Raw genomic sequence first — 23,410 nt, forward strand, 5'->3', positions numbered from 1 at the left:
TACGGGGGCTTTTTCCTTTGTCTGGATTTTCCCTTTGATTATAAAGCTTTAACTTCAAATCAAATATTGGGCTTATTTCATTATTGTATTGAAATAAGCTACTATGGTAGTCATAAACCTATATAAAACCCATTAAAGGATTAATTTATGACCACATCAACTGTTGAATATCAAGGTAACCTGCGCACTCAAGCATTGCACCTACAATCTAATAATCAGATTATTACCGATGCGCCGACAGACAATCATGGTAAGGGTGAGGCCTTCTCACCCACAGATTTATTAGCCACCAGTCTAGCCAGTTGTATGCTGACTATTATTGGTATTAAAGCTGCTGATATGAAAGTGGATGTGGTGGGTACTAAGGCGGAGGTCACTAAGATCATGGCTGCAGATCCACGCCGTGTGAGTGAGATTCAAGTCCGTATTGAATTTAAAAGAGACTTGGATGAGCGTACTAAAAAGATTTTAGAGGCGGCTGCTTTTACTTGCCCAGTAGCCAAAAGTATTCATCCTGATATTAAACAAGATGTGACGTTTATCTATGGTCACGGTGAGTGATATGACCGCCAACACCAAAACCTTGCTTATTGTTGCTCATGCCCCATCACCCAATACTAAGAAGCTGGCCGAAGCGGCTTATAAGGGAGCCGACCACCCTGACTTAGAGGTTAAGGTCATCTTAAAGTCACCACAAGATACTCAGCCAGAAGACGTTCTCGCTGCTGATGCTTTATTATTAGGAACGACTGAAAACTTGGCTTATATGGCAGGATTAACCAAAGACTTTTTTGATCGTTGTTATTATCCAGTTTTAGAAAAAAAACAAGGATTACCTTTTGCGGTTTATATTCGCGCAGGGCATGATGGTACCGGTACTAAGCTTGCTTTGAAGACTATTACTACCGGTTTGCGATGGGAGTGGATTCAAGAAGCCTTGATACTTAGAGGAGATTGGCAACAGGACTTTACTACACAAGTTGAAGAGCTTGCCATGACAATGGCGGCTGGAGTAGAAGCTGGTATTTATTAGATAAACGCAACAATTTTAAATACAAAAAAACCGTCTATTGACGGTTTTTTTATGGCAGGTTATTCAGTAAGTTATCAGGCTATTTACTTAGCTTGATAGTGTTTAAGACCAATGGTACGAAGAGTACCTCTGTTATCTACCTCTTTAATAATAAGTGCCCATTCTTCATCAATTTGCACCATATCGCCAGGAACCGGAGGAGCATTGAGGTTGGCTTTGATATATTCTGCAACCGTTTGCTGCCACATATTGATAGGGGAGCCATCTTTATTGTACCGAGCTTTGGTGTTGGGCGGAGTAGAAGGGGCATTCTCATCAAAGAAAGGAAGATCACCTAATTTCACATTAGGAGATATCATCCAGTCGCCATAGAAGTCCTCAACCTCTCTTCTATCTATTTTAATATCATTGTAAATGCGAGCAATTTTGGCCGCATGATTGCCTCTAAGGCCGTACCAAACTCTATCCCCATATTGTAAAGTGGTTTCTCTATCTACTACGACTATCTTTTCATTTCGGATTAAAGCGAAAACAGCAATTTCATCATTACTTATAGTGGGTGAAATGTCTAAAGGATGACGACCCATAGCGAAAGCACCGGGTTTTACTTCAAATTCGTATAGAGTAATACTGGCTTGGTCAGAAACCCAAATTTCCATCTGTTCATCAGGTTCGGGAGTATGAGGGACGCGTACCTTGAATAGAGTAGACATAAAGGGAATGGTGCTACCTTGAAGTATCAGAGATAAAATAACCACCCCAAAGGCGATATCAAACAACAAGAAGGCATCCTCTAGACCTGCTATCACTGGCAAAATGGCTAGGGTGATCGGTACCGCACCGCGCAGGCCGACCCAAGAAATGAAGCCAATTTCTCTGTCTTTAAAACCGAAGGGTTTGATACTTGAATAAACTGCAATAGGGCGGGCAATCAGTATCATAAAGGCGGTAATCGCTACCGAGTAATACCAAACATTCAATACGTTAGAAGGCGTTACCAGCAGGCCCAAGACAACGAATAGAACCGCTTGTGATAACCAAGCAAAGCTGTCCATTACCCGTAAAACATGCTCTGTAGCACGTACTCTATTATTGCCAATTAAAATACCAGCTAAGTAAACCGCTAAAAATCCACTTCCACCTATTAAGTTGGTGGCTGCAAATACCGCTAGGCCAGCGGACATAATCAAAATAGCGTACATCCCAACTGCTAAATATAGTTTGGGAATTAGTTTGGACAATAGATAGCCTGAGATTAGGCCCATCATCATCCCAAAGCCAAGCTGTTGGGCCAGTAATCCAAAGAACCCTAGGACGCTTTGGCTTTCAGGATCAACATTTAAGGCAATTAATCCCGTGACTAATAAGATAGCAAAGGGATCGTTCGCTCCTGACTCAAGCTCAAGCGTGGCTTGAACGCGGTCGTTTAGCTTAACGCCACCATTACGCAGTAAAGAGAATACCGCAGCCGCATCGGTTGAGCCTACGATAGCTGCCATTAACAGCCCAATGCGCCAGTCAACATCTAGCAGCCAAGTGACGAAGATACCCAGGATAAGAACAGTGGCAAAAACCCCCCATGTGGCCAATACTACTGCGGGCTTTAAGCCGACTCGGAAAGACTTAAAAGAAGTGCGCAGCCCCCCATCTAGTAGAATACAAGCTAAGGCGGCTTGGCCGACAAAGTTTGCAATACCATATTGGGAAAATTCAATGCCTAAAATCCCCTCATCACCGGCCAACATGCCAACGCCCAAAAATAGCAATAATAAGGGTAGGCCCAGTCGGGCTGATAGGGTGCTGGCCATGATGCTAGAAAAAATAAGAATCGCACCTACCAAATATACAATATTTAGGGTTTCCATTTTTATTTGTGCCTAAAGTCAATAATAGTTGGAGAGGGGAAGATAAGTCTTCAAAATAAGAAGGCTGGCTTAAAAAGCCAGCTTTGAGCAAGGTGGTGATTAAAACACTTTAGTTTCAGTTTTATTTATCTTTCGATGCTGTACGCCAATTAATAGTATAAAAGCAATCACCCAATAAATAGCCAAATGGTAGAAGTGTTCGCTAACTTGAGCTATCGACGCACCCATCTGGTTCAGCTGTACCGAACCATGCATGCCTGAGGTGGTAGGGAACAGCCAACCAACATATTGTAAAAGCTCAGGCAATTGGGTAGTGGGCCAAGGAAATCCACTTAAGAAAAATATAGGCATGGAGCTGAAAATTAAAATTTGCATACTTCGTTCACGTTCTTTGAACCACATGCCTAGTAGACAGCCTAAAGTCGCAACGGTAACGGCAAATAGGGCATAAAATAGCAAGGTGCCCGACATATTATGACCTCGAGGGTAATTCTGATTAGAAAATACCCAGCCATAATAAAAACAACCCATCAAAAAAGAGACCACAGACAGTGCCATAATACGTCCCAACCAGCCTGTGGCAGTCGCATTTTGTTTCTTATTTTCGTACCAAGTACCAATAAGCAAAGCGGTACCCATTAATAGCGTCTGTTGCAAAATTAGAATAGACACTGCGGGCACCACATAAGCCCCATAGCCTTCTGAACGATTGTACATGGGGTCTATACGTAGCGGAACAGCCTGGGTACTATTTTTGGCAGTATCCATATAAGCGCCTTTGGCCACGCTCCTTTTTACTTTCACCCCTGCGGAGACAGTACCTATGGCTTTTGTAAAGCCCATTTGTACCTGCTTATTGAGCAAAAAGTAGCCGTTATTGGCCAGTACAGAGACATAAGCTGATTTATTGGAAAAGACATTTCGCTCAAGGTCTCTTGGGATGATGAGATAGCCGGCAATATCGCCTCGATACATGGCTTCTATCGCCGCATCTTCATCTACATATTTGTAAACAATCAAGTTAGGGCTGGCATCACTATAGCGGGTTATAGTACTTGATAACTCACTACGGTCATAATCAACCACGCCGACCGGAACCTCTTGGACAACTTCGGCTTTATAAGGCCAAGGGTAGAAAAAACCATAAATAATAGGGGCGATGACCAACATCAATAATACGCCTTTATCTTTAAAGATAGAGGCTAAAGTTTGCAAAAACCCTTGCAAAAAAGAGGTATGAACATAGCTGCCTCTGCGCTTAGGTTTTGGCTTCTTAATTAAGTTAGCATCAGGTTTGTAATCATTATCAGACATTATCGAGCCCCCCAACGCGCTGGATTTTTAAAAGCTCTTAAACACAGCAGCGCGGTGATAACCAAAGTTACCACTACTGCCGCTATTAATCCTAGGACTGAAGGCATAGCGATAGCAGGGGGTGCTGCCATTTGGAGTTGGGTTAAGTGTACTTTTAAATAATGAGTCAGTGGCAACATATTGGCCCATCTTTGAGCGCCTTCACTCATTGCCATGAGCGGAAAAGTAACGCCTGCAAAAGCAAAAGAGGGAGCAGAGACAAACCCAGTACTCGATAAACCCATACGTAAAGAGTAGCTTGTTAAGCTGAAAATGGCGCCTACCCAAAGTGAGATCATAACTAATGCCACATAAGCGATAAACACAAGCGTGAGACCAATCCAGCTGGCAGGATGTATCGACACAATTAAGGCCAACATCAATATACCCCATATCATATAGGACAATAAAGCCCAAATCAGCTTGCCGTTGAGGCCAACGACCAGTGCCATAATAGATACCTTAGTGGGCATTCTGGGTTTTGCACTTTTATTAAAGTTCAAGCGATAACGAAGGTTAGGATTAGACAAGATAAAATGCGATTCGCTTACCGGCTCATAGGTCCTAGAATTCATCAAACTATAATCAATAGGCTGTTGCCAGCTTTCATGCAAACTCGAATGCAAGTAAGCCAATCTTTGCTCTGGCGGAATATGTTTTAACGTTTTAAAGTCAGGGTAGGGCATGTCTGGGAACACCATATTGTGATACCACAGAGAAAAAGTTTTGTCCCTAATCTCGCGCCCAATAGTGGTAGCGCCAATAATCATGGCTAAAATGTGTAACAAAGAAGGAATAACAGTCGATGCCAGAAACTTTTGATAGTTGGTGCCAATATTATACAAACCGATACGTTCTACCGAGATAGGCGTATGCGATATCATCGCTTGTTCGCCATAAGCCCCTTGTTTAATACTGCGTTTGATTTCTACCCCTGCAGACAGGGTACCCGTTACCGTTTGTACCCCTTTTTGAATAATGCCAGAGTGAGTACCATATTGAGCATTTACTTTTAGGATAACCGGAGAGGGTAGACCTCTATTGATTTGCTCGTCAAAGTCTTCAGGTATATACACCACTGCATAAATGTCTCTGCTTAAAATCGCATTTCGAGCACTGTTTGTGTCGTGGTAGAGGTGTTTGACTTGCAAATCGGGACTGGCATCTAAATAACGGATTAATGTGCGAGAATAGCCGCTACGGCTTTCATCCATCACCCCAATCGGAACATCAACAATATAGGGTTTAGAAAATATCCACCAGACACTTAAAATGGTCAATAGAGGCAACCATAAAAGCATGACATAGTCCCAGCGGTGCTCCTTGAGGAATTTAGCCTCATAGGTTGCACTGCGTACAAAAACAGACCATAACGACGCTTCGCGATTGCCCTTATCACCAAAGACTATCCTCGGCTTTTCATTATTATCAGATTGTGACTGGGACATATTCTAGCCTATCAATTCCATAGAGATTAGTAAGCAATATTGGATTTTTTATTTACTGCTTTGGGATCAATCTCTACCACAACGCTCATTCCTGAACGAATTTTGGGATCCGCTTTGGTGGGACGTGCTTTGACTTCAAAAGTACGAACATCTAAATTGTCTTCAGTATTGGTAGCACGCCAAGTGGCAAAATCAGACATGGCTGCAGTGTTAAATACTTTAAACGTCATTTGATAAGAGTGCTCTGGTGAAGATAAAGCTGGGACTTTACCAACAAATTCTTTACCAATGCTAAATTGGTTTAATAAATTTTCAGTGACATTAATAACTACCCATTGATCGTTCGGATCCACCAAGGTCATGATAGGCACCCCTTGACCAATAACTTCACCAGGATTGACGATAACATCATCAACGATACCGGAGATAGGGCTTTTTAGATTGGCTTCGTCTTGAGCCGCTTGAGCCTCTTCAATTTTGCCATCTACTTGGGCAACTTGAGCCTTGGCTGCGTCTTTATCTTCCTCACGAGCTCCCTCTAATGCCAAGTCATATTGCAAACGGGCGGCGTCTGCTTTGTCTTGGTTTGCGACATATTGAGTATAAGCTTCATCGCGCTTTTGACGGGCCATTAAGCCTTCTTGATAAAGACGATCAACACGCTCAAAAGTACTTTTCGCCAAGTCAGCAGCCGCTTGGTTGGCTTGCCAGGCAGCTTTGGCCTGCCCAATTTCTTGCGGTCTAGCGCCGTTCTCAGCTTTATTTAGTTGGCTTTGAGCCATATCTCGAGCAGCTAGTGCTTGATTCATCTTAGCGGTAATCTCAGGAGAGTCCATTTCAATGAGCTGCTGACCGGCGGTTACCGTATCTCCTTCAGTCACCATTATGTTTGAAATTCTTCCAGGAACTTTTGCGGCGATGGCCGTAGACTGCATCTCCATCTGACCTTGAACGACGATGGGCTTTTCGGTGCTTTGTTTACTTTTATTAAGCCCATAAATAATAAGTGCGATAACGCCAACAGCAAACAGAGTGATAATAATGTTTCTGAGCATTATTGGGCTAGGCTTTTTTACGGCATTCATGCATTTATCCTAGAAGATAAAAAAAAATAATAAAGGGTCAGTGTAGTTTAAAGAGCAGCCATTGATTTTATCAACCCTAAGCTTTTATAGGCTAAAGATAATGGATTACAGGGTCTTAATAAAATACAGGCAATTAATAAACAGTGGGCAGCTTAATATCAGCCACAGCCATATACTCATTAAATGCCTCTGGCGTGCCGATACTTTCCATCAAAGCAGCCAGTGCTTGGACATAATCATTCGCGGCAGCGGCTTGCTCGGTCCGAGCTTGTAAGTATTTGGTCTGAGCAGTGGTGACGTCTAGGGCGGTATTTACCCCTTCTTTCATACCCAGCTGTTTGTAACGCAGTAGCTCTTGGGCAAGTAACACATTGCTGTTTAGAGATTGGAAGCGTACTCGAGCATTTTCGACAGACTGCCAATTTTTTTCTACCAACAATAAGATGTTATCACTCACATCAATCTTAGCCAGCTGTGCTTGACGCATTTTTGCTTGACCAGAGGCATGCTGTGCGCCTTTATCTAGGCCGCCCCAAAGTTTCCAACTCGCTGAAACACCAGCAATCCAGCTAGGGTCTTTGTCTATTTCATGATAACCAAAGACAGAAACTGTCGGCTTAAACTCAGTATCTGACAAATTACTTAGTGACTGCGCTTGTGCGTATTTGGCATCCACTTTTTTTAATCCAGGGTGGTTTTTTAGGGCCAAATCTTGGAAATACTGCAGTGAAGGCAGAGGCTTTGATGACACAAATAGCGGCGTGGTCGGCTTAATAGGCTTAGGTGCACGTAATAATCTTTGTAGAGCAGTCATGGCAAGCTGTGCATCATGGCGCGCTTTGATCGCCTCACTCTCAGCCTCTGCTAGAGCAGTCTTAGCCTCTAGTCTCTCCACTCCTGAAATAAAGCCTTCTTCCAAGTAGCGCTGTGCCATGTGATCGGTTTCTCTGACCGTATTGAGTGCATCGTCCCGCAAGTAAGCCGCTAGCATCGCCAATTGAGCGGTAAAATAACGCTCAACCAATGTGGTTTGTAGCTCATCTTTATCCAGTAAAGCATCGGCCTGACTCTCTACCGTTCTTGCGTCTGCTAAGTCCGTAACGGCTTGAGTACGTCCCGCAGTATATACCGGCCATAGCATGGCCACCCCAGCACTGGTCGATGAACCATCGCGTTTTAAATTATATTCATCAGGCAAGCGACCGGTAATGGCATTAGAAATATCCTCGCCAATTGTCGGAGGAAGCGGGGGGAGGGTATTATTTTGTAAAGCCTGCTGCACACTATCATTAATTCCAGTTTTTAAACCCGTTAGATCTATATCTGCGTCAACATTATATCGAGTGGCACCGGCGCGTAAGAAGACCAAAGGTTGCTTTAGGCCTTTAGTGGCGTCAGAGGTTAGTTGGTTTGAGATAATGCCGGCATTGTTGCTGGCAAGCTTGGGCGATACTTGAAGTAAGACATTTTGAGCCTGTAGTAGGCTTAATTGTTCAGGCACATCAATACGATAAACATCATCGATAGGCACCCCAGTAGTTGGATCAATGATACTTTGTAAGGGGATGGGTTGGTAGCTGCCTTTTTCTAGATTTTGGCTTATTTTATCGATATCAACAGTCTTCTGAGCGGACAAATCCGACTGAGGGATTGCTGTTTCAGAGTAAATGTATTCATCGTTGCCATTGCTATTGGTTTGTATTTGGTCTGCAGCATGAGCTGTTACCATTAATAGGTTGCCGCACAGAGTGAGCGCTAATGAAGCCTGCAAAGCAAATGGGGCTAAAGAAATCTGACTTAGCTTGAAGCGATGACCGCTTAACACTGTAGGATTAGAGCGTAAAATACAGGAAGGCCTTGCCAAATTAACCTGGCTATCGAGGGTCTTAGTTCGATTTAACTTAAGTAATGACATATCGGCAACTGGCTATTAAAGAGATAAATGAATAGAAATCAGTCAAGCAGTGACCAATAGTAATAACGTGTCTCCTACTATAAACTTTTAGCTATAAATTATGCAGTTACTTAGCTTAATTTTATAAATAGAGAAGTAGTGCTATTTGCACATAACTGCAATAGTGTGAACCACTCTTGTAATAGTTATCCTAGAGACATTTTACCGCTTGATAGAGGCATTTATCATACAATGATTGCCTCTATATTTGAAGTTATAATTGCGACTGATTGATAACTTTTTTGACGATATACGGGTATTTCTCTAATTTATAGATAACTAGAGGTTATAAACTTGTCATAAAGCACAGATGTTACAGCATAGCGCCAGACACTACTATCAAACCCAGAGGATTAAAGTCTGGCAGGGCTAATTACCTTAAGCATTTTCAAGTTTAGGTCGTGCTTTTTCCACTGCTTTTAATAAAGCTGCTTTAAACTCACCGGCTTCAAATTGTACTAAATCTGAGTGAGCTGCACAGAAGTTGCGGGTATCTTGCCATTTCTCGGCAATAGATTCTGCCCAATCACAGTAGTCTTGACCTGCAGTAGGATGGTCGGTTAAGGCTTTCTTGGTGGTAGGATGTAGCCCTAACTCTGGTAAAACTGCTTTTAGAATCTTAGCAGGCGGGGTCACAAAGGTGTCATCAACATGTAGGCTGCGGCTGGCAGGATGATACGCAAGTAGTGAGCTGGCATGTATCATTTCGTTGGGTGAGATATAGTGAATACCTTTAGGCAGTGAAAACTCTAACTCAGGATAGCGTTCTGCTACGGCTTTACTCTCTACCAAATCTTCAGCCCAAGTCACTTCTGGAACCTGCTGTTTATGACGTTTACTGCCATAATTAATGGCTTTTGGAAAGTCTTTAGCCATTTGAGCGCAGTGAACGGTATGGAAAGGATGTAAGTTTAAAATAGCTTCTACGTCTTCCCCATTATTGGTCAAGCTCATTACTTGATCGCGTACGTCATCGGTTAAAGTATAGCTGTCTAAAAATATAAATTTCCCAGACACAAGTTTGACCAAAGAGCACTGGGTGCCAATATCTATAAGACCACCAATTTTAAAAGAGCCACGTATATTCCAGAATCCTGAACCTAAATCTATAATTTTATGAGACATTTTTTAGTTCCTAGTTATAAGTATGTGTAAAACTATAAGACGATAAAAAGTGTTTAACACAATTTATGGGGATGAAACAAAATTAGAAAGGTAACAATATTATGCCGACTAAAGGGCTCTGGGTCTGTTATAAAAAGATATGAAATGTTAATAGATAGAGATAAAGGGCAGTGGTGAGCAATAGCACAAATCTACTCAAATAGAGGTAGGCGAGGTCTGTCATCCGCTAAGCGGTCAATAATAAACAGGATTTACAGCGCCAAGGGGTTTCAATGGTTTGCTTTAGCTCAAGGGGAGAGTTGACTCTTCTTAGCTGTCGACAGACTTGACACTGATAGCGGTTATCATAGACATAACAGTAATCTAGTATGGCAAACACTTCGGATGGGTCTGGTAGCTCAAAACACTCTTGTAAATAGTTTATTTGCTTTACGATATCGTCAAATTGTTCAATTTTGCATTTTTTCCAAAACATGCGACACAGTAGGCGCTGTCTAGAAGTAAGCATGGGTTCAAAATATAATTCAAGCGATGCCATATGAGCCTTTTTAGTAAAATCAATATTGTTGAACTAAGCTATTAACACTCAGGGTCCAAAGTAACGCTTAGTGTCTAAAGTTTTATTGTTTAAAATAACTATTATACGTTACTCAATTTCTAACGTCAGCTGTTGTTATTTTTAATCAATCAGTGACCTTTACTGTTAAGTCGCTATCAAGACGCTTGCTTTAAATAAGCAAGGCACCCTAAGTTGAACCTAGGGTGCCTTGTAGAGTTAGCTTCTAAAATTAATAGAAATCTATTTATCCTAAAGCTGTATTGTTGACAGTCTTACAGTAAGCTGTCTAAATGACGCGCAGGATCTGTTTCGCGAGCGGCTAGTGCGTCCTCGACAGTTAAGCCAATGGCTTTGGCTACGCCTTCACCGTAGGCTGGGTCACACCAGTAGCAGTTACGAATATGACGATACTTGATAAAGTCTGGAGTTGGCTCAATATCACGGGCGGTATTATCAAATAAGGTCTGCTTTTGCTCATCACTCATTAAGTTAAATAAAGCGCGAGGCTGGCTGAAGTAGTCATCATCGTCTTTACGGAAATCCCAATGAGCTGCGTCACCGTTGATTTTTAGAGGCGGCTCTGCGTACTCAGGCTGCTCTTGCCACTGATGAAAGCTGTTTGGCTCATAATGTGGACGACCTCCATAGTTGCCATCAGCACGTCCTAAACCATCACGTTGGTTACTTGAGTACGGACAACGTGGCTGATTAACTGGGATTTGATGACTGTTAACGCCTACACGGTAGCGCTGTGCATCAGCATAGTTAATTAGGCGGTTTTGCAGCATTCTATCTGGAGATACACCAATACCTGGGACAAGGTTACTTGGTGCAAAAGCTGCTTGTTCTACATCCAAGAAGTAGTTGTCTGAGTTTTTATTAAGCTCGAACTCACCCACTTCAATTAACGGATAATCGCCTTTTGGCCAAACTTTGGTTAAATCAAACGGATGATAAGGGACTTTTTCAGCTTCTTCTTCAGGCATAATTTGAACGTACATCTTCCATTTTGGGAAGTCGCCTTTTTCGATGGACTCGAATAAGTCTCTTTGATTGCTTTCTCGGTCCATACCAACTATTTCAGCGGCTTCAGCATCTGTTAGGTTTTTGATACCTTGTTGCGTGCGCATGTGGAATTTTACCCAGAAGCGCTCACCTTCTTCGTTCCAGAAACTATAAGTGTGTGAGCCAAAGCCATGCATATGACGGTATGAGGCGGGGATACCACGATCACTCATGACAATGGTTACTTGGTGAAATGCCTCAGGTAAAAGTGTCCAGAAATCCCAGTTATTAGTGGCTGAGCGCATGTTAGTGCGAGGATCACGCTTTACAGCTTTGTTTAAGTCAGGGAATTTGCGAGGATCACGTAAGAAGAAAACGGGCGTGTTGTTACCCACTAAGTCCCAGTTACCTTCCTCGGTATAAAACTTTAAGGCAAAGCCGCGGATATCACGCTCAGCATCTGCTGCACCGCGCTCACCAGCTACAGTACTGAAACGGGCGAACATTTCAGTCTTTTTACCCACTTCGCTAAAAATCTTAGCACGGGTATATTTGGTAATATCATTGGTGACCGTAAAGGTACCGAAAGCACCAGAACCTTTGGCGTGCATGCGGCGCTCTGGAATAACTTCACGTACAAAGTTACCCAGTTTTTCATTCAACCAAAGATCTTGAGCCAGTAAGGGGCCACGAGGGCCAGCTGTTAAGCTGTTTTGATTATCAGCGACGGGTGCGCCATTATTCATAGTCAGCTTTGTAGGGGCGTATGGACATTTTTTATCACTCATTGCGGTCTCCTTGAAATGAGGTGTGGGATAATTATTATTAAGCCGTTAGAGCTTAATATATTAGCTATTTTATAACTTTCGCTTTCCTGCTTAGTTCTATTAAAGTCTATAATTAATGTTTGGTAAAATAGATTAATTTTAACTTGCTGATTTATTAAATATATTGAAGTTAATTCTATTTATTTTTAATCAATCGTATTACTATCTGTTTTTAACATACAAGGATTCTTCCCACTAGGGTGTGTCTTTTTTTATTAGGTCAGAATGTCTATGTCCCCAACCGTTATTGCTTATAGCTTTTTAGCAGGCGCCATCCTTTTTGAAGTTATAGGCACAACTTTTTTAGTTAAGTCCGAAGAGTTTACTAAGGTAGGTCCAACGCTAGCGACGGTAGTGCTGTATGCCTTTTCTTTTTATTTTTTGACCAAGTCGTTAAGAGGCATTCCGCTTGGTATTGCTTATGCGATGTGGGGCGGTGTAGGAATTGTACTAACGGCTTTGATTGGCCTACTGGTATTTAAGCAGAGTATTGATATGCCGGCAGTGATAGGCATCGGCCTGATTGTGACCGGCGTTGTGGTGCTTAACTTATTTTCAAGTTCTGTGGGGTGAGAGGTAAGGAGGTTTAAGCGAATGTGCTAAACCCGGCTATCAATAATAACCGGATAGCCCTTATGCTCAATCACAGTGGCTTTCACTCCATACAAATCTTGGATGGTCTCTTGGGTAAGCACTTCAATAGGATGGCCAGTTTGGATAACTTGACCGGCTTTCATCATCACCACTGTATCAGCAAATTGTGCTGCTTGGTTGATGTCGTGCAGCACAATAACCACGGTCTTTTTTTGTTCATGCGCTAAGCTGCGTAGGGCACGCATCAGCTGACCTGAGTGGTACATATCTAAGTTATTAAGCGGCTCATCAAGTAATAAGTACGGGGTGTCCTGGCAGACAATCATAGCAATAAGTACCCGCTGCTGTTGCCCGCCGGATAAGGTAGATAAATAACGATCCGCCATATCCTGTAATTCGAACTTTTGGATCACCTCAGCCACTTTCTGGTGATCCGCTGGGGTGGGCCGGCCTTGATGATAGGGGTAACGGCCGAACATCAATAGCTCTTCCACGCGCAGACGACCTTGTAACTGATTGCTTTGTGCCAATATGGCCACTGTCTTGGCCATAACCTTGCTGTCGGTATGTGCAATGTCATACTCACCAAACTGAACCGAACCACTTTGCAAGGGTTGCAGTCGCGACATGACACTGAATAAAGTGGATTTACCCGCTCCATTGGGCCCAATTAATGCAATCACTTGGGCATCTTCTAAGCTTAAACTGATATTGTTTAAGATAGGGGAGTGATCGATGTGATGGCTTACATTATTAATGGTAATCATAAAGGTAGTCAGCTACTAGAGATAAAATAGGGTGAAAATTAGGGGGTTATAATAGTAAGTTTTAAATAAGCAGCTTAACTGCCTTATTTGTTACCTAAACCAGTTGCTTACGATATTGTTTTAATATCAGGCCGATAAATACCATACCGCCGAGAAGTTCAATCACCACTGAAAGCACACCCGCCATACCCAGCACCCTCTCAAACAAAGTCTGGCCCAACACCAAAGTAATCATGGATACTAAGCTGATTAATACGATGCGCTCGCTGTGATACATACTGTGGCTGATGCGGTTGGTCAAAGCGCATACCAATAATCCCAAAAATACAATGGGACCGACAAAAGCGGTTGCGGTAGCGACCAATACTGAGATGACTACTAATAAACGCAGGGTTAGGCCTTGGTAATCAATGCCAAGACCAATGGCGTCAGCACGGCCCAGCATCAGCACATCGATTTGAAAGCGCCAATGCCAAACAAGCCAAGCACTGACAATACAGATGGCTAGGCTCAGCCACATCATATGGAGGTTGGTGATATTAAATTGAGCAAAGCTGGCTGCTTGTATCACTACGAAGTCTTCGGGGTTAATTAGGCGTGCCACTAAATTTGATAAGCTTCTAAACAATACCCCAAAGATAATGCCTACTAAAATTAGCCGAGATAAAGAGGGCTCAGTACGATTAAATAATAGCCGAAACAGTAATAAAGAGGCGGCTACCATCAGCGCCACTTCAATGCCAAACTTTAGTAACGGATGACTGGTAAACATATTAACCGCACCCAAAAAGAACACCAGGAGGCTTTGGATAAGAATGTATAACGAGTCAAAGCCTAGTAAGGCGGGGGTTAAAATAGGGTTGTGGGTGAGGCTTTGAAACAGCAGCGTAGAAACTCCGATACAGTAACCCACAATCATAAGTGCTGCCAGCTTTTGCCCCCGAAACGGCAACACAAAGTCCCAGTTGCCATTGGCTTGTAAGGTCATAAACAGCACACAGCTGACCAGTAAAGTCAGTAAAGCGATCCACACCGGTTTACTAAATACCAAGCCTGGATTAATACGCGACTGTGCAGAGCAAGTGGTCAGTGGGTTTTCGGAAGTTTGCTTTTTTGAAGGCGCTAACGGCGAGCCTGCATAGTCCTTAATAGTGCTCGAGGACTTGGATATTGATGTGACTGATGCTTGCTTGGATGTATTCATAATAAGCTTGGCTGGCAAAAAAGGTAAATAAGAGTTAAGAGTTAAGACTTAACGGCTACTATAGTGAGCTTAAGCTGGGGCAGACGGGTTAACTTCAAGTTTACGAGGTTTGGGTCTGTGAGGTTTACGTAATAACAGCCATAAAAATATCGCTGCTCCAATAACCCCAAATACGGTCGCTACCGGCACTTCAAAAGGATAGCGGATGCTGCGACCAATAACGTCGCACAGTAACACCAAGCTTGAGCCAAATAATGCCACTGCAGGCAAGCATCGGCGTAGACTGTCGCCCATTAAGCGGCTGATAATATTCGGCACTACCAGTCCAACAAAGGGAATGGCGCCTACGGTGACCACCACCACGGCGCTAATCATGGCCACGGTCAATATTACAAACCAGGTCATCAAACGCTGGTTCACTCCTAAGTTAATAGCAATGGCATCGCCTAATCCCACAATGGTTAGTTTGTCAGCCAAAAAGTAAGCCACCAGTGCCAAAGCACCGGTCGCATACAACAGCTCATAACGACCTGCCAAAATGGTGGAAAAATCCCCAAAACGCCATACCGACAGCATCTGTAAAGACTCTGTCTCATAGGCAATAAAGGTGGTGACCGCTTCAATAATACCGCCAAACACAATGCCTACTAAAGGCACCATTAAGATATCCGCGGCAGGCAGGTGCTTAATCAGACGCATAAACAGTACCATGCCAGCGATAGCGCACAAGGTGGCAATTAACATCTTGCTAAATAGGCTACTTGTGGGCAAATACAAGCTCACCAAAAGTAAGCCCAGGCCTGCACTTTGAGTGGCACCCACCATAGAGGGATCGACGAAGCGGTTTTTTAACACTACTTGTAAAATCATCCCCGCCACTGCTAGAGAAGCGCCGGTCAAGATAATGGCCAAGGTGCGCGGTAGGCGACTCACCAGCAATAGCTGCAGGTCATTACTGACTGATTGCTGGGTCAAAGCTTGCCACAAACCTTGCCATGAAAAATCTGCCACACCTAGCGATAAGCTTAGCAAGATTAAAGCCAGCAATAGCAGCACACTTAAAGTGTTGAGCAGCATAGGCGATAGCAAAATAGATCGAGCTTTAGGGCGGGCAGAAGAATCAAACATAACCGTCTTTATTTTTACTGTAAGAAGTGGGGGATAAGCGTTCGTTTATTGAGCGCTCTCAACTTTTTCGGCTTTATTAAAAGCGTCAGTGATAATTTCGGCATCTTTTAACCATTGATAATAACCACCGAAAGCTAGATATGAGTCTGGACTTAGGTAGACAATGTGTTTGTTTTTCCAAGCTTTGGTTTGATGCATTAATGGGTTATCTAATACCGCATCTGCGCCCACGCCTTCCTCGCCGATGGCTGAGCTTCTATCTAATACAAATAACCAGTCGGGATCGACTTTTTGTAAGTATTCAAAAGATACGGGCTGGCCATGTCGACCCTCTTCAATCTGAGTATCAGCCGCAGGAATGCCGAAGACAGTGTGCAAAAAGCCAAAGCGAGATTTTTCGCCATAGGCTGAGATTTTATTGCCGTTGACTAACACAACCAGACCATTACCTTTACCAGCACTGGCTGCTTTGGCTTGCTCGATGGCTTGATCAATATCTTGTTGTAGCTGGGCCGCTTTATCGGCTTTATTAAATAGCTTGCCTAAATCGGCTAAGCGCTGTTTGCTAGACTCGTAAATATTTTCGGTATCCAAGGTAAGGTCTAAAGTTGGCGCCATTTTGCTAAGCGCATCATATTTTTCTGCCATACGTGAGCCGACTAAAATGGCTTTCGGCTGCATTTGATTAAGGGCTTCCATATCAGGCTCAAATAAAGTACCGATATTTTTACTCTCTGGAGCGCCCGCTGCTTTTAAATTGTCTAGCCGTAAACTACCGGGTAAGCCGGCAACGGGTACTTCTAAAGCAGCTAAATCTTGCATCAAAGTCATGTCATATACCGCTAAGGGAGCTGGGTTAACCGGCAAGCTTACTTCGCCGCGAGCAGTGTTGATGGCTACTTGTTGAGAGCTGTTATCTTGAGTCTGATCATTGTTCTCAGTAAAGCTGGAGTTTGCCTGAGTGTCGGCTGAATTACTGTGAGAGTCAGACTCTTGAAGTGAACAGCCTAGAAGGGCACCACTGAACATAAAAGTAAGTAGGACTAAACGGGCCTTCGAGGACAAAGGGTTTGCTAAACGGGTAGTAGAAAAAGAGTTAATCATAAAAATACTCGCGTTCCATCATTAAAAAATAAATATTTATTGAGTAGTTAACCTAGTTTTTATAAACCAAAAAACGAGGCAAGCCTCGAGTGTGTCAATCAATTGTTGGCTATGATACGCGCATATACTAAAAAAGTAAATGATAATCATTACTATTAACAACTTAGAGGCTAATGGCTTATTTCCTATCACCCAAAGGTAGTAGGGAATTAACCTCGTATACTGCTTTTGCTCAATACTTACACACATTGATGCTTGGTATATTGAAGGCAATTATAGGTAGGTGTGACTTAGGGACTATTCACTTTAAGCTTCGCCTACTTTTTTTATTGCACAGGAGATTTATCATGCATGCCAAGGAGCTGCTTGAAATTGAGCGCCGTGATATTAGAGCGCTGCATTATACCTGGATTGCTTTTTTTCTAACCTTCTACGTTTGGTTTAACATGGCGCCACTGGCAACCTCTATGCTTGAGGCTGAAAGTTATTTGACGCCAGACCATATTAAGCTGTTTTTAATTGCCAACGTGGCATTGACCATCCCTGGCCGAGTTGTGGTTGGTATGGCGTTAGATAGATTTGGGCCACGTCGCGTATTTTCAGTGTTGATGGTAGTGATGGCAATACCCACCTGGTTCTTTGCCTTTGGGACCAGTGCGATGCAATTGTTTGTATCGCGGCTATTCATGTCAATAGTAGGGGCAGGTTTCGTAGTCGGTATTCACATGACTGCACTTTGGTTCAAACCTAAAGATATTGGTTTCGCTGAAGGTTTTTATGCTGGTTGGGGTAACTTTGGATCGGCTGCTGCTGCTATTACTATTCCTACAGTAGCATTACAATTCTTTGGGGGTCCTGATGGATGGCGCTGGGCGATAGCCTTATCGGGCTTGTTAATGGCACTATACGGGGTGGCGTACTGGTTCTTGATTACTGATGGGCCAACAGCGGACACTCACAAGAGATCTAGAAAAGCAGGTGCCTTAGAGGTATCAAGCTGGCGAGATCTGTGGTTATATTGTCTATTTACCATTCCGCTATATGGTGTGCTTGGAGTCCTGGTTTATCGCACCCAAGACATGGGGTTTTTAACCCAGACAGGGGCAACCATCTGTTATGCAGTGATAGCCATAGTGGTGGTTTATCAAATTTATAAAGCTTTGAGTGTCAACATTCCTATGCTCAAAGCAGGTATTCCTGAGGATGACAAATATCCATTTAAGTCGGTAGCAGCGTTAAACGTCTCTTATTTCGCCAACTTTGGAGCGGAGCTTGCGGTGGTATCCATGTTGCCGATGTTCTTTGCTACTACTTGGAAACTAGACCCTACTGCAGCTGGATTGATTGCTTCTACTTTCGCTTTTGTAAACTTGTGGGCGCGCCCTTTAGGGGGCTATATTTCAGATAAAATCGGTAATCGCCGTTTAGTAATGCTGGTCTATATGTTTGGTATTGGTATCGGCTTTGCCTTAATGGGCTTGCTTAACGCCAGTTGGCCCTTATTTATTGCTGTGGTGTTTACTATCGGTTGTTCTGTTTTCGTACAGGGTGCAGAAGGGGCAACCTTCGGTATTATCCCTTCGATTAAGCGTCGTTTGACGGGTCAAATCTCCGGTATGGCTGGGGCCTATGGCAACGTGGGTGCTGTGTTCTACTTATTCATTTATACTCTAGTAGAGCCTAATATGTTCTTCTACATCATTGCTGGTGGTGCCTTCGTAGCTTGGTTGGTTTGTTTCTTGTGGCTAGAAGAACCTGATGATGCCTTCGGTGATGAGTACAAAATGTCTTCTGTTGATATCAAGTTGGCAGAACAAGATCGCTTGGCTGAGCTTGGTAAGTAAGTAAGCGTAATATAATGACGCGTGAATTAAAAAAGACACCTTAATTAAGGTGTCTTTTTTTGGGTGAGAGAAAATGAATAACGCTGTAGCTATAACTCTAAGCTATTGACTGCCCAGACGGCAACATCAACACGAGTACGTAGATTGGTTTTATTTAAAATATGCTTCACATGCACCTTAACGGTGGACTCAGAAATGCCCAGCTCATTGCCAATCATTTTATTACTATGTCCTTTGGCGATCATTTTGACCACTTGAAGCTCACGACTGGTCAAATTGCTGACGATATCATCTAAATTGGGGGTACGTAAAGCTTGAGCCAACACGGCAGCCAGTCTTGAGCTAACCACCAGTTCTCCTCGTAATGCTTTACGAATATCTAAAGCCACTTGTTCCGGCTGCATGTCTTTTAGAAGATACCCATTCACCCCAAGCTTTAAGGCATTATGGATATCATCTCCACTGTCAGAAACGGTAAACATCAAGATTTTTGCTTGATTGCCCTGGTTACGAATTTGCTCTACGGTCTCTAGACCGCTAAGACCAGGCATATTTTGATCTAAGATAACTAAATCAACCTCGTTATCTTTAAGATAAGCCAGAGCTTCCTCGCCACTGCTAATATCAGCAACGACATTGAAGTCTGATTCCAAGCTTAATAGATCCTTCATGCCGCGGCGCAACATAGGATGGTCATCTACCAATAAAATCTTAGCAGGAGAGGCTGAGGTATAAACTTTAGAAGACATAAAAACTCACAGGTAATAAAAGTCAAAGTGTAAAAATATTTCAAAGTAATAGATTGATTGCTAACTGTAGGGGTTGAAAACTAAAGTCCTAAAAATATAAAGATCGACTATTTGGTAAAAAACTCTGGAGTAAACTGAGCTTTGACGAGCGTGCCTTTAGGCTCATTTTGGGCAATTTCTAACTTGCCCCCTAAGCTCTTCGCCCGCTCTTGCATAATCATCAGACCATGATGATGAGTCTGATCAAAGTCGTAAGAAATACCTTGTCCATCATCGCTAATAGTTAACAGCACATCATCACTTTGGTTAACATAAGCAAAATTAATCTGTACATTTTTTGCTTTGGCATGACGACAGATATTGGATAACGCTTCTCGGGCAATCTGAATCACATTTACTTGCTCGGAAGCATTCAAATTTAAAGACATAACTTGATTATTAACGCTAATATTCAGCCCGCCTTTTTCGGCAAATTCATCTGCAGAGTTGTGTAAAGCCTCATCAAAGCTATCATCGTTTAAGCTTAGGCGGAAAGTTACCAATAGATCTCGTAGATGCTGATAGGCAGAGGTCAGTCCTTCTTTAACATTAAAGATAGAGTCTGTAATCATTGGGAGATCAGAGCTTTCGCAATGAGTGCTCTGTAGCCTTTTTTCTAATATGGCCACTTGAATCTTCAAGTAAGACAAAGATTGAGCCAATGAATCATGTAACTCTCGAGCTATGGTTGCTCTCTCTTCAAGCAAAATAATTTGATGTTCCTGTTGACGCTGTTGCAATAAAAACATGGCTGTGCTTATTAAATTAGTCAAAGCGATAATCGCGTCTTTATTACTAGAAATAAGCGCTTTAGTGACGGCAATATCTTGGTCACTGCTTGCAAAGTTGTCTTCTATTATGGGGATACGATTGGGATCAAGCTGACTATTTGAAATCTCAGCTGCTGTAGTCGCTCTTGATGTAGGGTAACTTATACCAAGCGACTTTGGGCGCACCCTCAATTCACCATATTGAGATTTTTGATGACGAATATCAAAAGACTCAGTATAAACATTGGTTTTTATTAAACAGCTTTCACAGTCCAGCGTCGAACATAAATCTTTTAAAGTACTACTGTGAATAGCGATGGCATCTTTGTGATCAAATAGCTCACTTTTAAGGCACAAAGTAAACTCTAGCTCAGGAATAATTTTGCCAAAATCTGCAATTAATCGATTCAGCTCGACAATACTTACCTGAGTAGTCGTTAAGTATTTGGCAAAATCATAGAGTAAAGACAGTACTTGGTTGGCTTTAGTCAAATGGGCTGTTTTAGACTGAATCTCACTTTGTAAATACAGATGGCTTTGCTCAATAGTACTGACCATATCATTAAAAGAGTTCCCTAGGGCCTCAAACTCACTATAACCCGTTATCGAAACTCGGGTATCAAGTTTACCGGCTGTAAACTGCTCTTTAGCTTGCATCAGTTGCTTAATAGGCTTTAGCACCTTCCTGCGAAGCTCTTTTACCGCCCAAAACATAACGGCCATCATGAACGTTAGTAACAAAAGCTGTAGTAGCTGTTGTTGGTTTTGCCGTTGCTCGTTCCGATACTGTAGCTGAGATACTACAGCATCGACTTGCTGAATATAAGGTAGGGAGGCGGTATAAAACCCTTGTGCATCCTTATTTAACAATAAAGGCTGTAACTGTTGCTGCCATTGACTCTCGATTCGATTTAACTGATCGTCTATGCGTTGATTTTTATTGACCCACTGCTGTTGATAAATTTGTAATTGCTCATGGCGATAATTCATATCCTCAATCAGCTCATCTATCTGTTCTGAGTTATGAAAATCTGAAGCCAATAAAAAGCTAAAACGATAGGTGGCCATTCTAATTGAGCCAGCAGTGTTGATAGCTTTAGCATCATTTTGCGCGGCCCATGCCAAAAAACCACTGGTTATTGCGGATCCTAGAAATAAAAGGATAACTAGCACAATCGCCAAAGGGGTGCGCACCATAAATGTGTTGGGAATGAGTTTGGATGGCATAGTTTAGGCTTTGGTAGTTAAGAAGAGGGTGATAAAGACAAGTAGGCAGTATAAGTTAGCATTGACCATTGAAGCTTTGACATACTCCTAAAGTAGTAGTTAATTGGATTTATTGCAAATTACCTACTTAAGCCATGGGATTAAACCCTTATAACCATACTAAATAATAGGTAAGTGCAGTACCTTTACTTATCGGACAACTATACGTGAGTGTTACCATTTAACATCACTTAGCGAGGTAAGTATGAGTAATCGAAAAGAAGAATTAAAAGGGGGCAGAGTCATTACCGACTGGCGCCCAGAGATGGAAGATTTTTGGGAAAATGGTGGTAAACAAGTTGCCAGCCGAAATCTATGGATCTCTATTCCAGCGCTACTGCTTGCTTTTGCGGTATGGATGGTCTGGAGTGCGGTTATTGTCAACCTTCCAGAGATTGGCTTTGACTTTGATGATGGTCAACTTTTCTGGTTGGCAGCACTTCCAGGATTGTCTGGGGCAACTTTACGTATCTTTTACTCCTTTATGGTGCCTATATTTGGGGGCAGACGCTGGACCGCTATCTCTACAGCATCGTTATTAATACCGGCTATCTGGATGGGCTTTGCGGTACAAAATCCAGACACACCCTTTAGTGTGTTTGTAATCATTGCTCTACTTTGTGGTTTTGGTGGGGGTAACTTTGCATCCTCTATGTCAAATATTTCGTTCTTTTATCCCGCAAAAAAACAAGGAACAGCACTGGGTCTAAATGCAGGGTTAGGTAATCTAGGGGTATCAGTAGTACAGTTTGTGGTGCCTTTAGTGATTGGCTTTGGAGTTTTTGGTGCTTTGGGCGGTGCTCCGCAGCTAACGGCTAGTGGCAAGGAATTATACCTTCAAAATGCTGGCTTTATATGGGTACCCTTTATTATCTTGGTCTCATTAGCCGCTTGGTTCTTGATGAATGATATTGCCTCGGCTAAAGCTTCCTTTAAAGATCAATCGGTAATCTTTAAACGCAAACATAACTGGATTATGTGTGTGCTTTATATGGCTACCTTTGGTTCATTTATTGGCTTTTCTGCGGCATTCCCCATGTTAATTAAGCAAGCCTTCCCCGAGGTTAACGCCTTACAATTTGCGTTTTTAGGTCCTTTAGTAGGCGCCTTATTCCGTCCGGCGGGTGGTTGGATTGCTGATAAGCTAGGCGGTGCTCGCGTAACTTTATGGAACTATATCATTATGGTACTGGCGGTAGGGGCCGTGATGTACTTCTTACCCAGTGAGACCCGTGAAGGAAGCTTTATTGGTTATTTGATTTCCTTTATGGTGTTGTTTGTTACCACAGGTATTGGTAATGGCTCAACTTTCCGTATGATTCCAGTTATCTTTAAAAACGTCTTAGAGCGTGAACATCCTGATAGAGTAGGGACCGAACCTTTATTCGTAGAGATCCGCAAAGAATCAGCCGCGGTAGTTGGCTTCACTTCTGCTATTGCTGCTTACGGTGCTTTCTTTATTCCTAAAATGTTTGGCTCAGGGCTGGGCGTCTATGGAACTTTCATAGCTTTGATTGCTTATTACTTAGTTTGTATTGTACTGACTTGGTGGTATTACAGTCGCAGTAACGCTGAGGCTCCTTGCTAAACAGACTAACCAATAGCTCCGCTATAAAGATTTAATACTGTTATTTTTAAAACACCGCTACCAAGCGGTGTTTTTTTATGAAAAAAGCCAGCTAGGTTACAAA

The 23,410-nt window shown here is 42.6% G+C and carries 19 protein-coding genes; 5 read left to right on the forward strand and 14 right to left on the reverse strand.

Features of this window, described 5'->3' with window-relative positions; genetic code table 11:
* Nucleotides 1–147: 147 nt before the first annotated feature.
* Both B3S92_RS02125 and B3S92_RS02130 read left to right on the forward strand, forming a co-directional pair.
* On the forward strand, nt 148–561 hold the full coding sequence (locus B3S92_RS02125) for an OsmC family protein (protein WP_296202238.1): 414 nt from the start codon (nt 148–150) through the stop codon (nt 559–561).
* Nucleotide 562: 1 nt separating this feature from the next.
* Nucleotides 563–1,033, forward strand: a complete 471-nt coding sequence (locus tag B3S92_RS02130) for a flavodoxin family protein (protein WP_296202239.1) — start codon at nt 563–565, stop codon at nt 1,031–1,033.
* An 83-nt stretch (nt 1,034–1,116) separates the two neighbouring features.
* On the opposite strand, the gene B3S92_RS02135 is transcribed toward B3S92_RS02130, so the two are convergent.
* The 8 genes from B3S92_RS02135 to B3S92_RS02170 all read right to left on the reverse strand — a co-directional run bounded on the left by B3S92_RS02135 (nt 1,117) and on the right by B3S92_RS02170 (nt 12,215).
* A complete protein-coding gene (locus B3S92_RS02135; RefSeq protein ID WP_296202240.1) occupies nt 1,117–2,898 on the reverse strand; it encodes a potassium/proton antiporter in 1,782 nt (593 codons plus the stop codon).
* Nucleotides 2,899–2,997: 99 nt separating this feature from the next.
* Nucleotides 2,998–4,212, reverse strand: coding sequence for an ABC transporter permease (locus tag B3S92_RS02140; RefSeq protein WP_296202241.1), 1,215 nt, complete (start codon nt 4,210–4,212; stop codon nt 2,998–3,000).
* Nucleotides 4,212–5,699 (reverse strand): ABC transporter permease, encoded by a 1,488-nt coding sequence (locus tag B3S92_RS02145; RefSeq protein WP_296202243.1) that lies wholly within the window; start codon nt 5,697–5,699, stop codon nt 4,212–4,214. The genes B3S92_RS02140 and B3S92_RS02145 overlap by 1 nt, the downstream gene beginning before the upstream one ends.
* A gap of 26 nt (nt 5,700–5,725) precedes the next feature.
* Nucleotides 5,726–6,784: an HlyD family secretion protein gene (locus tag B3S92_RS02150; protein WP_296202244.1), complete on the reverse strand. Its 1,059-nt coding sequence runs from the start codon at nt 6,782–6,784 to the stop codon at nt 5,726–5,728.
* Between the two features lie 133 nt (nt 6,785–6,917).
* Nucleotides 6,918–8,699, reverse strand: a complete 1,782-nt coding sequence (locus B3S92_RS02155; RefSeq protein WP_296202245.1) for a TolC family protein — start codon at nt 8,697–8,699, stop codon at nt 6,918–6,920.
* A 417-nt stretch (nt 8,700–9,116) separates the two neighbouring features.
* Nucleotides 9,117–9,863, reverse strand: a complete 747-nt coding sequence (locus tag B3S92_RS02160; protein ID WP_296202247.1) for a hypothetical protein — start codon at nt 9,861–9,863, stop codon at nt 9,117–9,119.
* 226 nt (nt 9,864–10,089) lie between these two features.
* On the reverse strand, nt 10,090–10,401 hold the full coding sequence (locus B3S92_RS02165) for a hypothetical protein (protein ID WP_296202248.1): 312 nt from the start codon (nt 10,399–10,401) through the stop codon (nt 10,090–10,092).
* Nucleotides 10,402–10,694: 293 nt separating this feature from the next.
* Nucleotides 10,695–12,215, reverse strand: a complete 1,521-nt coding sequence (locus B3S92_RS02170) for a catalase (protein WP_296202249.1) — start codon at nt 12,213–12,215, stop codon at nt 10,695–10,697.
* Between the two features lie 270 nt (nt 12,216–12,485).
* Here B3S92_RS02170 and B3S92_RS02175 point away from each other — a divergent pair, with 270 nt between their 5' ends.
* A complete protein-coding gene (locus B3S92_RS02175) occupies nt 12,486–12,827 on the forward strand; it encodes a DMT family transporter (protein WP_296202623.1) in 342 nt (113 codons plus the stop codon).
* 26 nt (nt 12,828–12,853) lie between these two features.
* Here B3S92_RS02175 and B3S92_RS02180 read toward each other — a convergent pair whose 3' ends face one another.
* The 4 genes from B3S92_RS02180 to B3S92_RS02195 all read right to left on the reverse strand — a co-directional run bounded on the left by B3S92_RS02180 (nt 12,854) and on the right by B3S92_RS02195 (nt 17,051).
* Nucleotides 12,854–13,615, reverse strand: coding sequence for an ABC transporter ATP-binding protein (locus B3S92_RS02180; RefSeq protein ID WP_296202251.1), 762 nt, complete (start codon nt 13,613–13,615; stop codon nt 12,854–12,856).
* A gap of 94 nt (nt 13,616–13,709) precedes the next feature.
* The gene (locus B3S92_RS02185) at nt 13,710–14,819 is read right to left on the reverse strand and encodes an iron chelate uptake ABC transporter family permease subunit (RefSeq protein ID WP_296202252.1); all 1,110 of its coding nucleotides are present in this window, start codon (nt 14,817–14,819) and stop codon (nt 13,710–13,712) included.
* A gap of 69 nt (nt 14,820–14,888) precedes the next feature.
* Nucleotides 14,889–15,947, reverse strand: a complete 1,059-nt coding sequence (locus B3S92_RS02190) for an ABC transporter permease (protein WP_296202254.1) — start codon at nt 15,945–15,947, stop codon at nt 14,889–14,891.
* Between the two features lie 45 nt (nt 15,948–15,992).
* A complete protein-coding gene (locus tag B3S92_RS02195; protein ID WP_296202257.1) occupies nt 15,993–17,051 on the reverse strand; it encodes a siderophore ABC transporter substrate-binding protein in 1,059 nt (352 codons plus the stop codon).
* A 347-nt stretch (nt 17,052–17,398) separates the two neighbouring features.
* On the opposite strand from B3S92_RS02195, the gene B3S92_RS02200 reads away from it, so the two are divergent.
* Entirely contained in the window at nt 17,399–18,895 is a 1,497-nt protein-coding gene (locus B3S92_RS02200) for an MFS transporter (RefSeq protein ID WP_296202259.1), read from the forward strand.
* 89 nt (nt 18,896–18,984) lie between these two features.
* Here B3S92_RS02200 and narL read toward each other — a convergent pair whose 3' ends face one another.
* Nucleotides 18,985–19,644 carry a two-component system response regulator NarL gene (gene narL / locus B3S92_RS02205; protein ID WP_077450704.1) on the reverse strand — a complete coding sequence of 220 codons (660 nt, stop codon included), beginning with the start codon at nt 19,642–19,644 and terminating at the stop codon, nt 18,985–18,987.
* A 107-nt stretch (nt 19,645–19,751) separates the two neighbouring features.
* Nucleotides 19,752–21,680 (reverse strand): type IV pili methyl-accepting chemotaxis transducer N-terminal domain-containing protein, encoded by a 1,929-nt coding sequence (locus B3S92_RS02210; RefSeq protein ID WP_296202263.1) that lies wholly within the window; start codon nt 21,678–21,680, stop codon nt 19,752–19,754.
* Between the two features lie 244 nt (nt 21,681–21,924).
* Here B3S92_RS02210 and B3S92_RS02215 point away from each other — a divergent pair, with 244 nt between their 5' ends.
* Entirely contained in the window at nt 21,925–23,307 is a 1,383-nt protein-coding gene (locus B3S92_RS02215; protein WP_296202265.1) for a NarK family nitrate/nitrite MFS transporter, read from the forward strand.
* The last annotated feature ends 103 nt before the right edge of the window (nt 23,308–23,410 follow it).

Origin of the sequence: Psychrobacter sp. UBA3962 (assembly GCF_002385225.1) — a bacterium.
Taxonomy (GTDB): domain Bacteria; phylum Pseudomonadota; class Gammaproteobacteria; order Pseudomonadales; family Moraxellaceae; genus Psychrobacter.

Excerpts from the sequence above, each read along its gene's own strand:
- B3S92_RS02125 (WP_296202238.1), top strand. The coding sequence starts at position 148 with ATGACCACATCAACTGTTGAATATCAAGGTAACCTGCGCACTCAAGCA.
- B3S92_RS02130 (WP_296202239.1), top strand. The coding sequence starts at position 563 with ATGACCGCCAACACCAAAACCTTGCTTATTGTTGCTCATGCCCCATCA.
- B3S92_RS02135 (WP_296202240.1), bottom strand. The coding sequence starts at position 2,898 with ATGGAAACCCTAAATATTGTATATTTGGTAGGTGCGATTCTTATTTTT.
- B3S92_RS02140 (WP_296202241.1), bottom strand. The coding sequence starts at position 4,212 with ATGTCTGATAATGATTACAAACCTGATGCTAACTTAATTAAGAAGCCA.
- B3S92_RS02145 (WP_296202243.1), bottom strand. The coding sequence starts at position 5,699 with ATGTCCCAGTCACAATCTGATAATAATGAAAAGCCGAGGATAGTCTTT.
- B3S92_RS02150 (WP_296202244.1), bottom strand. The coding sequence starts at position 6,784 with ATGAATGCCGTAAAAAAGCCTAGCCCAATAATGCTCAGAAACATTATT.
- B3S92_RS02155 (WP_296202245.1), bottom strand. The coding sequence starts at position 8,699 with ATGTCATTACTTAAGTTAAATCGAACTAAGACCCTCGATAGCCAGGTT.
- B3S92_RS02160 (WP_296202247.1), bottom strand. The coding sequence starts at position 9,863 with ATGTCTCATAAAATTATAGATTTAGGTTCAGGATTCTGGAATATACGT.
- B3S92_RS02165 (WP_296202248.1), bottom strand. The coding sequence starts at position 10,401 with ATGGCATCGCTTGAATTATATTTTGAACCCATGCTTACTTCTAGACAG.
- B3S92_RS02170 (WP_296202249.1), bottom strand. The coding sequence starts at position 12,215 with ATGAGTGATAAAAAATGTCCATACGCCCCTACAAAGCTGACTATGAAT.
- B3S92_RS02175 (WP_296202623.1), top strand. The coding sequence starts at position 12,486 with ATGTCCCCAACCGTTATTGCTTATAGCTTTTTAGCAGGCGCCATCCTT.
- B3S92_RS02180 (WP_296202251.1), bottom strand. The coding sequence starts at position 13,615 with ATGATTACCATTAATAATGTAAGCCATCACATCGATCACTCCCCTATC.
- B3S92_RS02185 (WP_296202252.1), bottom strand. The coding sequence starts at position 14,819 with ATGAATACATCCAAGCAAGCATCAGTCACATCAATATCCAAGTCCTCG.
- B3S92_RS02190 (WP_296202254.1), bottom strand. The coding sequence starts at position 15,947 with ATGTTTGATTCTTCTGCCCGCCCTAAAGCTCGATCTATTTTGCTATCG.
- B3S92_RS02195 (WP_296202257.1), bottom strand. The coding sequence starts at position 17,051 with ATGATTAACTCTTTTTCTACTACCCGTTTAGCAAACCCTTTGTCCTCG.
- B3S92_RS02200 (WP_296202259.1), top strand. The coding sequence starts at position 17,399 with ATGCATGCCAAGGAGCTGCTTGAAATTGAGCGCCGTGATATTAGAGCG.
- narL (WP_077450704.1), bottom strand. The coding sequence starts at position 19,644 with ATGTCTTCTAAAGTTTATACCTCAGCCTCTCCTGCTAAGATTTTATTG.
- B3S92_RS02210 (WP_296202263.1), bottom strand. The coding sequence starts at position 21,680 with ATGCCATCCAAACTCATTCCCAACACATTTATGGTGCGCACCCCTTTG.
- B3S92_RS02215 (WP_296202265.1), top strand. The coding sequence starts at position 21,925 with ATGAGTAATCGAAAAGAAGAATTAAAAGGGGGCAGAGTCATTACCGAC.